12 protein-coding genes are annotated in these 12,113 nt (G+C 47.1%); 5 read left to right on the top strand and 7 right to left on the bottom strand.

All coding sequences use genetic code 11. The features are described from left to right. From P3C17_RS15995 to P3C17_RS15985, 3 genes are all read right to left on the bottom strand, one after another. Positions 1-420, bottom strand: coding sequence for a CBS domain-containing protein (locus tag P3C17_RS15995; protein ID WP_008897341.1), 420 nt, complete (start codon positions 418-420; stop codon positions 1-3). Positions 421-475: 55 nt separating this feature from the next. Further along, the gene (locus tag P3C17_RS15990; protein ID WP_300930373.1) at positions 476-1,510 is read right to left on the bottom strand and encodes an isoaspartyl peptidase/L-asparaginase; all 1,035 of its coding nucleotides are present in this window, start codon (positions 1,508-1,510) and stop codon (positions 476-478) included. Between the two features lie 97 nt (positions 1,511-1,607). Beyond that, complete coding sequence (locus P3C17_RS15985; protein WP_300930372.1) at positions 1,608-2,564, bottom strand: endonuclease; 957 nt, start codon at positions 2,562-2,564, stop codon at positions 1,608-1,610. Between the two features lie 328 nt (positions 2,565-2,892). Here P3C17_RS15985 and P3C17_RS15980 point away from each other — a divergent pair, with 328 nt between their 5' ends. Beyond that, a complete protein-coding gene (locus P3C17_RS15980; RefSeq protein WP_300930371.1) occupies positions 2,893-4,524 on the top strand; it encodes a response regulator in 1,632 nt (543 codons plus the stop codon). Positions 4,525-4,555: 31 nt separating this feature from the next. Here P3C17_RS15980 and P3C17_RS15975 read toward each other — a convergent pair whose 3' ends face one another. From P3C17_RS15975 to P3C17_RS15960, 4 genes are all read right to left on the bottom strand, one after another. After that, positions 4,556-5,050: a DUF1543 domain-containing protein gene (locus P3C17_RS15975; RefSeq protein WP_300930370.1), complete on the bottom strand. Its 495-nt coding sequence runs from the start codon at positions 5,048-5,050 to the stop codon at positions 4,556-4,558. Between the two features lie 13 nt (positions 5,051-5,063). After that, entirely contained in the window at positions 5,064-5,660 is a 597-nt protein-coding gene (locus tag P3C17_RS15970; RefSeq protein ID WP_300930369.1) for a nucleoside deaminase, read from the bottom strand. 121 nt (positions 5,661-5,781) lie between these two features. Further along, a complete protein-coding gene (locus P3C17_RS15965) occupies positions 5,782-6,573 on the bottom strand; it encodes a DUF2145 domain-containing protein (protein WP_300930368.1) in 792 nt (263 codons plus the stop codon). Then, positions 6,557-6,973, bottom strand: a complete 417-nt coding sequence (locus P3C17_RS15960; protein WP_300930367.1) for a hypothetical protein — start codon at positions 6,971-6,973, stop codon at positions 6,557-6,559. Before P3C17_RS15960 ends, P3C17_RS15965 begins: the two co-directional genes overlap by 17 nt. A 216-nt stretch (positions 6,974-7,189) precedes the next feature. On the opposite strand from P3C17_RS15960, the gene P3C17_RS15955 reads away from it, so the two are divergent. The 4 genes from P3C17_RS15955 to P3C17_RS15940 all read left to right on the top strand — a co-directional run bounded on the left by P3C17_RS15955 (position 7,190) and on the right by P3C17_RS15940 (position 12,110). Further along, on the top strand, positions 7,190-8,065 hold the full coding sequence (locus P3C17_RS15955) for an SDR family NAD(P)-dependent oxidoreductase (RefSeq protein ID WP_300930366.1): 876 nt from the start codon (positions 7,190-7,192) through the stop codon (positions 8,063-8,065). A gap of 176 nt (positions 8,066-8,241) precedes the next feature. Next, positions 8,242-8,997 carry a hypothetical protein gene (locus P3C17_RS15950; protein WP_300930365.1) on the top strand — a complete coding sequence of 252 codons (756 nt, stop codon included), beginning with the start codon at positions 8,242-8,244 and terminating at the stop codon, positions 8,995-8,997. Position 8,998: 1 nt separating this feature from the next. Further along, a complete protein-coding gene (locus P3C17_RS15945; protein WP_300930364.1) occupies positions 8,999-9,472 on the top strand; it encodes a CS1 type fimbrial major subunit in 474 nt (157 codons plus the stop codon). Between the two features lie 145 nt (positions 9,473-9,617). Next, positions 9,618-12,110, top strand: a complete 2,493-nt coding sequence (locus tag P3C17_RS15940; RefSeq protein ID WP_300930363.1) for a TcfC E-set like domain-containing protein — start codon at positions 9,618-9,620, stop codon at positions 12,108-12,110. Positions 12,111-12,113: the final 3 nt, after the last annotated feature.

Below are 12,113 nucleotides of genomic sequence, written 5' to 3'. Positions count from 1 at the left end.
TCAACTGACCGCTTTGTAATGGGAATGCAATTCAAGATCGATGGCACGAAGTACATCAGTTCTGCTAATCACCCCCAACAGATAACCATCGTCATCCACCACAGGATAAACCTTAGGTTTGGACATCAGCATGGTTTGCGCTAAATCCACTATGCCGTGGTAAGACTTCACGGTAAGCACTTCTCTGCGCATCACATCTTTGACTGAAGCGGCCTGCTGCAAATGATAAGTGCCGGATAACATTCTGGACAGGCAATCCTGCTCAGAGACAAAACCAATGACCTTTTTTTCTTTGTTGATCACAGGTCCACCCAATTGTTCAGCGAGGATCAGTTTATTGACCGCCTCTTCCACTGACATCTCTTCGGTAAAGGTCACAGGGTGACGATTCATATGATCGGAAATTTTTAATAAGTCCATAAGCCCCTCAAAAGTGTCGTATTTTCCCAGCAGCTTAAGCTTAGACCAGCGCAAGCTACTTGGCTGAACTCTCTTTAAAAATTTCAGTAATTGTGGCCTCGCCTTCGGTTTTTTTGGCTCTGTACATGCCTTCGGTATTAAAGCTCCAGCCTACTTTACCTTTGTGATCAATCAAGATCACACCACCAGTACCACCTACTTTGGCTAATTCTTGCTGTATCACCTGGTCGGCCGCTTTATCAGCACTGATGCCCTGATATTTCACCCTGGCACAGATATCTGAAGCCACACGATAACGGATAAAAAACTCACCATGGCCAGTGGCCGACACTGCACAACTGGCATTGTCAGCAAAGTTACCAGCACCAATAATAGGTGCATCACCAATACGACCATAACGTTTGGCCGTCATGCCACCAGTAGAAGTAGCAGCTGTTAACAAACCACTGCGATCCATAGCCACAGCGCCAACTGTGCCCATATTCCATTCAGCTTGCCATGGCGCAGTTAAGCGGTAGTTTTGTGCCTGATGAGGCACTTTCTGCATACTTTGTTTGGCTTTTTTCAAAGCTTCATAACGAAACTCTGTATCAAAATAGGAGTTTTCAACCAACTCCAGCCCCTGCTCTTTAGCAAATTGCTCAGCACCAGCACCGGAGAGCATCACATGCTCAGACTTTTCCATCACAGCGCGGGCTAATAGCACAGGGTTTTTCACGTGAGTTAAACCCGAAGCAGCACCAGCCATCAGGTTATCGCCACGCATAATGGAGGCATCCAGCTCGTGACCTTCGTCATAGGTATACACAGCGCCTTTGCCGGCATTAAACAGTGGAGAATCTTCCATAATCAGCACAGCTGCCGTAACCGCATCGACACTGCTGCCACCTTTTTCCAGCACGGCATAGCCTGTGTCCACCGCATGTTTTAATGTGGCGTGATAGGCCTGTTCCTGAGCCTCTGTCATCTGGCTTTTATTGATGGTGCCGGCACCACCGTGGATCACTATAGCGATTGGAGTTGTAGCCTGGTTGGCAGAAGCCAAAGCGGAAAAACAGCATAAGGCTAACAATGAAATGGAGCGGCGCATAAAAAATCCCTGATCAATAAACGTATTACCCAAGGTTGTACCGCGAACTACCTCAGCGATGCAAGTTGCTCTGCGTTGGTTTTGCCAGAATAAGGGTTTAGTCTTCGGCGCCTATCGAAGCTTCTGCACTGCAATTTCCGGCCCGCTTAAAACCAGCATTGCGCGCCTGCTGCTCTGTGTCAAACCATTGTTGATTGCGCTCGGACACCTGACGATAACCACTGCAATGACTTAAGTGATACAACTTGCTGCGTTTATTGCCTAGCACCTGACCAGAGGCTTGCTCGGTCTGAACTGGCGTTACAACGGCAATTTGACTGGCCTGAGCTTGTTTATTCAGGCCAAAAGCCGAGGCTTTGTAATTCAGCTGCCAGACTTTTTTTCCTGTGACAAAATCATTGCCATGGCCCATATGCTGAGCAATACGTTGCTGCAGCTTAAGTTCAGTGTCATCAACAGGGTCCTGCTGATGCCAGGCCATAAAAAGCTGTTGCTGGGCTTTGGATAAATGAATGTTGTATTTGTCGGCCATATAAAAATGAATGCGGGCTATGTCGCCACGAATTTGTGGTCTTGGTTCTACTTGCCGGTTTTTAAAGTCGACTTTCACTTCACAGGAGCCATATTGTGGTGCTTGAGGTGGCAACATAGCAAAACGGTAATGCGCTCTGTCGCCGTTTACTTCGCCTATCGCAGGTTTGAGGTTAAATAAATCGGCTTCCATTTGTTTAAACAAGCTATCTGTTTTGCCGCACTGCTCTCGCCCGCCGTTTTTCCAACAAGTCAAAGGGGAACCGAATTGCTGGGCTGGCATCACATGCTCCCATTCAATGCGACTGGCGCGTGGGCCATTTTTCCGAATTTGATAACCACAGGCGTTCAGATCGGGAATGCCTTTACCTGCTTGCCAACGGATATCGCATCCACAATAAAACTCTTGTTTTTCAGGTGCATATATACGGCTGGCTAGTTTTTTGGCGGAATCAAAGTTAGCAGGCGCAGCAGCCACGGCCCAAACAACAACAAAAGCAAAAGAAAATATGAATTTAAACAAAGAGGTACAACCTTAAACTGCCTACAGAACGGTTTTATTATGCCACAAGTACGAACCGAGCAAATCAGACATTTAAGTTCCGATATAAGCTATCAGCTGACCATATTCGTGGATCTTTTCTTCAATACAAAATAATTCATTTTGTGATGCTTCAGGCTAACATGATGAGTTATAGGATATTTCTGCTGTCTTTAAACTGAAGCAGCGATTAATGCTAATTAACATATAAAAAACATACTTTACAAAAGCATTTTGGCTATTTAGTATGCGGCCCATAATTTCGTCGCTATAAATCAGCAGATAAACGCATAATAAGAGTTAAAACGCTATGGACCAGTCATTTTTTCGTTGCAAAAAAGTCTTGGTCATTGATGACTGTGCGCCCGTCCGGGCCACCGTAAAAGGAATGTTACAACAAATGGGGTTTGAGGCTATTCATGTAGCCAAAGACGCAGGCGAAGCTATGCATAAGTGTATAGAAATGCCCTTTGATTTTATTTTGTGTGACTTCAATCTCGGTGATTGCAAAGACGGTTATCAGTTATTTGAAGCGTTGAAAAAACAACAACTGCTGGCCCCACTCTGCTGTTTTATTGTCATTAGTGCCGAAGCTCAAAGCCAGATTGTGCACGGAGTGATTGAACTGCAACCTGATGACTATTTGCTGAAACCTTTTACTGCTCCGGCTTTAGAAGAGCGCATATGCAGAGCCATCAGGCACCGCATTGAATTACGTAAAGTATTTTTCCGCCTGTTTGAGCAAGACTATGCCGAAGCGTCGCGAGAATGTGATTTGGTGATCCGTACCAAACCCGATTACGCACTGCAAGCCATGCGCCTGAAAGGCGAACTGCTGCTGAAGTTAGGCCAGTACGAGAAAGCGGAAGTGTTTTACCAAAAAGTTTTGCAACAAAAAGCCTACAGCTGGGCTCGTCTGGGTCATGCCTTAAGCTGTTTTTATCTGGAACGCTGGGAAGATACTGAGCTGGAACTGGCTGATTTGACTCAGTTTGGTGATACCAAAGTGGAAGCCTTGGATTGGTTATCCCGCTTGTACGTGCGGCACGGCCGCTATCAACTGGCCTTTGAAACCTTAACAAAAGCCGCTACCTTATCTCCCAAAAATGTCAGCCGACAAAAGACCCTAAGTAATTTATGCGTCATTTTGGGTCATACCGATATAGCAGCCCGTATTGCCGGAAAAATAGTTCAGGGGGCCCGCCACTCTGTTGACGATACCGCTGACAATTATCTGAACCATGCCCGCGCTTTAGTGGATCAAGCCAAAGGCGCATCAGTGCTGGATAAAGCTGTCATTCTGCAAAATGCAGGGAAATTATTAGACGCTTTGCATAAACGATTTAACGTCGATGCTTTGAAGCGGGAAACCGTGATCTTACGCAGTCGTATGAGCAGTTGTCGTGGCGCCATCAAAGAAGGTCGCGAACTGATGCAACAAATTCAGGATTTACCGCTGGACGATCTGACCATCGACAGCTGCATGGACGCTGCCAAAGCTTATTTTGAGCTAGGCGATTTGTACTCCAGCCAGCTGTGCATCGACCGTCTAAAAACCATGTTGTACGACGATGATTTTCTGACTGAGACTCAGCGTATTATGTTGCAACTGGAACAGGACAAACACGAAAGCTTAAAGCAGCAGATCAAACAAATTAATACCGAAGCTACAGATGCCTACCGTATGGGCCAGTATGGCCGTGCTGTAATGCTCTTTTGTGAAACCTTCGACTTTATGCCAACCAACCCGGTGATAGCGCTGAATTTGTTACAGGCGATGAGTAAAAGCGCAGGGGTCACAGGCGAAGCCATCAACTACGCCCGCAACGCGGCTCGTGTGCTGCGACAAAATCAGCTGGATAAAACTGAACAGGAACGTTTTGAAAAGTACGTGATGACTTTAAGGAAAACCCAGCCTGGCTTGTCTGCGGTGCCGTTGTAAAAGGTCGGAGCTTTAGCTCTGACCTTGCTGATTAACCCAAAATAATATAATCCGACTGATAGACTGTTTCTTTGTGCTCAGCCGGGACCAGCCGTACATAGCGACCACATACCTGATCAATAGCTATGCAATCGTCAACATCCACTACTGCATCGGTATGAGGTTTATCCCAGCCTTTAGGCAGATAAGCTTTGCCCTTTTGTTTGGCTTCGACTTTGTCTTTGGCTGTGACCAGTAAATAATGATGATCTTCACCAAAAGTGCCCGGCGTATAGCCGCCTAAATTGATAAAAAACAACCGCAGTTCATCGGCAGCCGGAGCCTGATCGGTAAAATGCAACTGATAACCTTCGACGCCATCAACCTGCATCCAGGAATCGATATGCATACCCGCCATAGTGCCAAACCATTGCTCGCGTAACTGCGGATAGCAGTCTTCAATGCTATCGCCAGTAACAAAAGCTACATCGTGCACTTCAATTTTTGCTTTGGGGTGTTTGCCACCCAACATCACTACAAATAACATTAAAAAATCCTTTTTAATCCCGGCCGTTATAAATGCGGCCACCGGAATTTTTATAATAATCCAGCACAGCTTTAGCATCAGAGCGTTTAAACTGACGCACTACTTCCATACCGGCATTTTCTAAATACTGATACGACTGCTCAAACACCGGGCCTTCGTCAAAACCAATAGCACGAGCATCTTCGGCTGCTCCGGCACAGACCATACGATTGACACCACTCCACAGCACTGCGCCCATACACATAGCGCAAGGCTCGCAGGAGGTAAACAGCTCACGGCCACTGTCTGTGGCCAAAGTAAAAGTACCCAGAGCTTTTTCGGCCATCATAATAGCTACCGTTTCGCCATGTAAGGTCGAATTGGTTAAAGGCACCACACGGTTAACCCCAACGCCTAACAGCTGACCTGAGGCACGATCAAAAATAGCAGTACCAAAAGGGCCGCCCGTGCCACGTTCAACGTTTTGTTTTGATAACTCAATGGCTAACGCCATTTTCTCGTCATCGTTAGTATAGGTTTTGTGCCAGTCGACAAAAGCAGCCACCCAGTCTGGTAATTCCACAGTCACAGCACTACCCGGCTGGTGAATAAAACCAATACGCTCTTTCATGATTTTTCCTGTCGCGCGTCATCAAAAATTAGGCCGACTTTTTACCTTTATATCAGCTGGGCTACAAGTAAAAAATTGGATAGAGCCACGGTTTTAGACTAAAACAGTGGCTTACTGAGGTTTATTGTGTCAGAACCATGCGCTGGGTCTTTGGTTGTTGCTGCAGCAAAAATTGTTCTACAGACTCCACTGTTACCACCTGATACTGGCCTTTGAGCCGGTTTTTAAGCGGGTGATCATCAAAACTGACATTGGCTTTAAACACAGAGGCTCCCAGTCGTTTAAGTGGATCGACTTTAATTACTCCAGGCTGATAACTTTGTTGCTTTAACCACTGCTGCACTGATGCTCTGTCCGTCAGCGGCTTCTCGCTCAGCGCATGCGCCAGTAATTCCAGCCCCCATTGGTTAGAGTTCTGATAATCAGTGGCAAAAGCGTAAGACAACATACTGTACTTTTTATGATGTACTTGTCTTGCCTGTGAACCTTGCATCAAGGTATTTAATTTCTGCTGAACCTCAGCCGGTGGCAATAAAATAAGTACTTCAAAAGCATGTACATCGTCGAGGAAGAAATTACCTAATCCTTCCACGTAAAGATCGGACTGCTCAGAGCCACATTCATTCAATTCATGCAATACAATGTAACGGCCATCACTTTGCTTTTGAGCTAACCCCAGATGACTGTATCGTAATCCATATTGAGATAAATCCTGCCCTACTCTGGCTATAACAGCTGTTTCCGCCCCGGCCTGCTGCAAGGCGGTTTGAGTTTTTAATGCCAGTTCCAGCGAGTTCATCAGCTCCAGCGGTTCAATTTCACTGCCTTCACAGCTTTGCCCTGCGTGTACAGCCGCAGACAAAGAGAACAATAAGGCTGTTGCGATGGCTTTGAAATTATTTAGCTTTTGCATTTTCAATCAACGCTTTACCTACCTCAGTAGGAATAAAGGCAATAGCTTTTCCGCTGTAATACAGCATATAACCGGTGCTTAAAGCGGTCAGCTCCACTGCTTCGCCCACAGCAATACTTAATCCTTTTACCGCTTTGCCTGAAAGCTTCACTGTAGCGCTGGCTGCTTTGCCTGAACCTTTGATTACAACAATCATACCTTCAACAGTTTTTTCTACGCCTTCGACCACCAGTTGACCTGAAGCCGCAACCGCAGATAAAGAACCTGCCAGCACCAACCCCACACCTTCAGACATAGTCGCTGAAGCGTTTGAGCCATTACAAGAGCCACCACAATCCTGGGCAAAAACCTCTGGAGCGGCGACAAACAAAAGTGAAGCAAAAACAACTACTGATTTCATCGGGTTATTTCCTTTAATCCATGCATAAATTCACTATCAAGACTGCCTTAAATTGCTGGCAGTTTCAACGAGCTTTTAAGTTGCATTGAGCTTTACGTTTTTTATAGTAATAGGCAATAGTGCTCAACTTTCGTTCTACCGCTCTTGTGCCAACGGCTGCCAAGCTAAACCCATAGCGAATCACCGCTAATCAACAGGCTAAACAGGAGCAACGTTATGTCTACTCTGAATTTAAATTCAACAGCTGAAGTACAGGAAGAAATACAGGAAAAAGTCTGGTTTATCACGGGTGCAAACCGGGGTATAGGCGCTGAAATTGCCAAAGCTGCGCTGGCTGCGGGGGATTGTGTTGTGGTTACTGGCCGGAATCTCGAGCAGCTCAGACAAAAGTTTAGTGATTCAGACAAAGTTTTGGCTTTAGCTCTGGATGTAACAGATATAACTCAGGCTTTGGACGCAGTAGAGGCGACTAGTAAACATTTTGGCCGTATTGATGTACTGGTGAATAATGCAGGCTACGGCCAGTTGGGTGTATTTGAGGAAATTCCACAAGCCGATGTAGAACGTCAGTTTGCCACTAATGTATTTGGTCTGATGAATGTCACCCGCGCCGTATTACCCCTGATGCGCGCGCAGCGCAGTGGCCGCATCTTCAACCTGTCCTCTATTGGCGGTGCTTTAGGTTTTGATGCTGCTTCTGTCTATTGTGCCACTAAGTTTGCGGTAGAGGGTTTTACTGAATCTCTGGCGCTTGAAGTCAAAGGCTTGGGCATAGAAGTGAATATTGTTGAGCCAGGTTTCTTTCGCACTGACTTTCTCGACAGCAGCTCAGTGCAATATGGCACTGAAAAAGTAGCGGATTATCAGGACTACTCCACAGCGCTGGAGCAGGCTTACAGCAAAGTCAGCCATCAACAGGCCGGCGATCCGGCCAAATTGGGTCAAGTCTTGGTACAACTGGCAAAGACTGACATCCTGCCGCTGCGATATGCCGCAGGGTCTGACTCTATAGACTATTTAACGACAGCCTATCAACGCCGCTTGCAGGAGTTGAACGACTATAAAGCCTTATCTATGTCGACAGATATCTGAGTTCATCTGCTACGGGCCCTCGCCTGAGGGCTCGTCACTCTGACACTTCATCACAGCTAAAATCAGACAAGTCCGATCCACAACCAATCTGCCAACCTTTAGATTAACGCGCCTTACTGGTGGGAAATATTTTTTAGTATTCCGCCAGGTTAACTGATCCTAAGGAGCGACCTGAAATGCACTACAGACTATTCACTCTGCTCAAAACACTCACAGTACTTATTGGCCTGACGGCTTCAGTCAGCTACGCGGCCGCCCCTAATATCAATGTCGGTACTTTGCACGACTATATTAGTGGAAAACAAAGTACTGAACTCAAACGTATTTATAACGCTGGGGACGCCACAGCTTTTGTGCGGGTGACAGTGCATGAGATTGTTTATGACGAAAAAGGTGTCGCCAAAGAAGTGGAAGCCGGAGAGATTTTAGGCGACAGCCAAAACGCCGACACCTTAATTGTCAGCCCTGCCCGTTTGATTATTCCTGCTTCGGGCATTCAGTCGGCCCGTTTATTGTTTGTTGGCCCACGTGATAAGGAGCGTTACTTTCGAGTGCGTTATATTCCTGTATTGCCGGATATCAACGATAACTTTAACTTAAGCGCCGAAGAAAGCGCTGACTACAACAGCTCGTTGCAGGCGGGTTTTAACCTGCTGGCAGGTTATGGCACCATCGTCTTTGTACACCCGGCACAAGAGTTATTTGACACCCAAATCACAGCTTACAACGACAAAATTATCATCCGTAATAACGGCAATACCACCATTAAGCTGGATAAACTGGCTCAGTGTGACGCCGGTAATACCAACTGCGACAAACCTATACTGGAGCATATTCTGCCGGGTAAAACTAAAACTCTGCACAAAGACGCTGGCCGCCATTACCGCTTTGAGTTGCAGGAAGGTGATATGAAAAAGATGCAGGAGTTTTGATATGCGCCCCCTTCTGCTGCTGATGCTTTTTGTCTGTCCTCTGCTATTTGCTACAGAGCGCTTTGAACACAAGGTAACCGTCTCCTTGCAACTGCCTAATCCGGATTTTCAGATCAACACTCCGGAATCCGATCCCTGGCTGAATCAAACCCAACGGATGCAATGGGATAGCTATCAGCAACAACTGTTGCCGATACAAAAACAGCTCTATATCCAAAGCCGTTTAGGTGCTGTTTCAGCGCGTTTGTTAGCGCCACCTTTATTAAGTTATGGCTCAGAGCAAATTCCACTCAAAGTACAATTGAATAACAGTCTGTTAAGTACTACAGCTCAAATTGTATTAAATGCCCAACAAGCCAGTGCAGGCCAACAACTGGATATGCTGATTATGGCATTGCCCCCTTCAAGCGGCCGCTACAGAGCCGGTACTTATCAGGGGGTGGTGAATTTACTCTTTGAAACCTCAATGCCATAAAGTCGATGCCATGAGCTTTAAGCCAACAACCAAACCACTCAGGCACACTATCCACAACCTAAGGTAAAACTCAGATTAGTCCGATAGTCTGACCGCCCTTGCCTGCTTAGCATATACAGCACTCAACTAACGGGGGGAACTGTGATTGCCAGCCTTTTCACTCAAGCACATTGCTATCTGCATAACCTGCATCCTGCTGGCAACTTCAGCTTTTGGCCAGACGGTACAGTCTGCTATTCCTGTGTTACAACAAGCCGAACAACTACCGGCTGATTTTGCTTCGCACTTATTTAATGTGCCGCTGGCGGTCAGAGTCGAGCTGAACAGCAAGTATCTGGGTGATGCTCTGTTGGTCTTAACAGAAGACGACAAAGTGCAGTTGCTAAGTTTTACCGATGCCTACAACAGCCCTTATACCGATTCAGAACGGAGTTTCTGGCAACAAGAACTCAGCAACAAAGTGGCTTTAGGCCCTTGCACTGGCTGCAAAGAACCCTGGCTGGCACTGGATTACAGCCTGTCCGACTCCCTTTTGTCTATTCTGACTCCTGATGTCGAACAGCAAAACACAGCGCAAAAGTATCAATCCTTGCCTGAAGGTGGCAGCAGTGGCGTTATTATTCAAAATCAGCTGAATCTGATGAATATCGAAAACTCTGCGTCCTCCAGCTATTACCATCTTGAGGCCGTTGCCAGCACAGGCAACTGGACTCATCACAGCGGAGCTCAAATCTCAAAAAGCGGCGTTGCAGGCAACAACACCTACTATGGTGTAAGCCAGCTTTACAGCCAGCGTGAACTACAAGGTTATTCTGTTCGTGCCGGATACTTTGCCAATGATCCTCAGGGCTTAAGCTTGCGACCTGGCCGCGGTTCAGGCGGCGAAAATATGCTGGGGCTGATGCTGAGTTCCTCCGACACCCTGGTCACAGACCAACAATACCCCAGCACAGTGCCTGTGTACGTCACAGCCGATAGGCCGGCTATTGTGGAAGTTTATCGTAATGGGTTTCTGATCAATAGCCAGCAAGTGCAGGCAGGTTTGCAGGCGATAGACACTAAAGTTTTACCCGGCGGAATTTATGAAGTGCAATTGCGGCTAGTACAGGATGGGCAACTGATCTCTGAATCCCAAGCCATGATTTATAAAGCCAGCAACTGGGGGGATAGTTCTGAGACGCTTCGATACAACCTGTTTGTCGGCCGCCAGACTCAGCTGTTTAACAGCACAGAATCAGCTTTTGAAGGGGATTTAACAGCGGGCGCCACACTGAATTACCTGCTCAATGCATCCACTGTTGTTGGCCTGGGCACTCAGTATATTGATAAGGCTATTCAGCTTGGTGGCTCTGTTGATCACAGCCTGTCGGATCGCAGCAAACTGCTGGCGAATTATTATCACAGCCAGGGCAAAGGTTATGGCCTGGATACCCAGCTTATCTATGGCTTTGACAGCGGTAATCTGGTGCTCAGCCATCAGTACAGCAAAAACACTCAAAACAAAATAGCGGTTTCACAACAAACCACGGCTCTGAGCTGGCAGCAAAGAATTAGTGCCAGCCAAAATGCTTCGCTCAGGCTGTCACACCAGGCACACAGAGGCACAGGAGCAGACATCAGTTGGCAATACAGCCATAAGTTTATGGATACCGACAGCACCTGGCGTGTTAGTGCCTTTAACAGGCCTGCGCTTTCGGATCAGACACAAAAACGCAATACCGGCATAGAACTCAGCCTGAACATCAACTTTGGCCAGCAGTCTTCGCAGTTTTATGGCGCTTTGGGTAACAGAACCTCACGCGATGGCAGCAAAGAAAACACCGCAGAATTAGGCTGGCGTAAGCAAATCGAAAATAGCAGCATTAAAAGCATTGGCTTAAGTTCCAACTTTGACAGCTATGGCGTGGGTTTAAACAGCTATGCGGCCATACAAAACCAATACCTGAACAGCGATCTGTATATGTCCAGATCCTCTTTTGACGGCAAATTCAGTTCAGGCTTAAACCTGACCAGTACTGTGGTCGCGAATGCTGACGGATTGGCTGCCAGCAGCGCAAACGCCTATCAAGGGGCCAGCCTGATTGTTGATTTGGAGTCGGATCAGGATGATTTGGAGCTGATGGCGCATGACTCGGCCGGTCAGACTGTGGTACTGAAACCAGGCTCTAATGTGGTGCCAGTTGCTGCTTATACGCCTGGTACTGTCAGCTTCGACTTTGCCAACTCAGACTCAGCTTATGTCAGCCTGTCACAATCAGTGCAGCGGTATCACCTGAATAAAGGTGGCGTGGATTATCTGAAGCTGTCGGCTTACAAAACGCTGACTGTAATAGGCCGTCTGCTCGACTCAGACGGGAAAGCTCTGGGCGGGCACCATGTGCTGAATCACTCCAGTCGCACTGTCACAGAAAACAGCGGATTTTTTACCTTAGCCATGCGTCAATCCGCGCCAACACTGGATGTGCTGCAACAAGGCGAACCGCTTTGTCATTTTGAACTGCCGTCCGACACAGGGCAACAACAGCAGGACTTATGGTTTGTTGGCGATTTGTTCTGTCAGCCGGATCCAGGTCAGATGGCAAAGCAGTCTACGCAACCGGCACCCCAGCCAGAACCACAGATTGTYTCACCTGAATGAGGT

The sequence above is a fragment of the Rheinheimera sp. 1928-s genome, assembly GCF_029269265.1.
In the GTDB taxonomy this organism is placed as follows: Bacteria; Pseudomonadota; Gammaproteobacteria; order Enterobacterales; family Alteromonadaceae; genus Pararheinheimera.
This window is presented reverse-complemented; position numbering and strand designations above follow the sequence as displayed.

Excerpts from the sequence above, each read along its gene's own strand:
- P3C17_RS15995 (WP_008897341.1), bottom strand. The coding sequence starts at position 420 with ATGGACTTATTAAAAATTTCCGATCATATGAATCGTCACCCTGTGACC.
- P3C17_RS15990 (WP_300930373.1), bottom strand. The coding sequence starts at position 1,510 with ATGCGCCGCTCCATTTCATTGTTAGCCTTATGCTGTTTTTCCGCTTTG.
- P3C17_RS15980 (WP_300930371.1), top strand. The coding sequence starts at position 2,893 with ATGGACCAGTCATTTTTTCGTTGCAAAAAAGTCTTGGTCATTGATGAC.
- P3C17_RS15975 (WP_300930370.1), bottom strand. The coding sequence starts at position 5,050 with ATGTTATTTGTAGTGATGTTGGGTGGCAAACACCCCAAAGCAAAAATT.
- P3C17_RS15970 (WP_300930369.1), bottom strand. The coding sequence starts at position 5,660 with ATGAAAGAGCGTATTGGTTTTATTCACCAGCCGGGTAGTGCTGTGACT.
- P3C17_RS15965 (WP_300930368.1), bottom strand. The coding sequence starts at position 6,573 with ATGCAAAAGCTAAATAATTTCAAAGCCATCGCAACAGCCTTATTGTTC.
- P3C17_RS15960 (WP_300930367.1), bottom strand. The coding sequence starts at position 6,973 with ATGAAATCAGTAGTTGTTTTTGCTTCACTTTTGTTTGTCGCCGCTCCA.
- P3C17_RS15955 (WP_300930366.1), top strand. The coding sequence starts at position 7,190 with ATGTCTACTCTGAATTTAAATTCAACAGCTGAAGTACAGGAAGAAATA.
- P3C17_RS15950 (WP_300930365.1), top strand. The coding sequence starts at position 8,242 with ATGCACTACAGACTATTCACTCTGCTCAAAACACTCACAGTACTTATT.
- P3C17_RS15945 (WP_300930364.1), top strand. The coding sequence starts at position 8,999 with ATGCGCCCCCTTCTGCTGCTGATGCTTTTTGTCTGTCCTCTGCTATTT.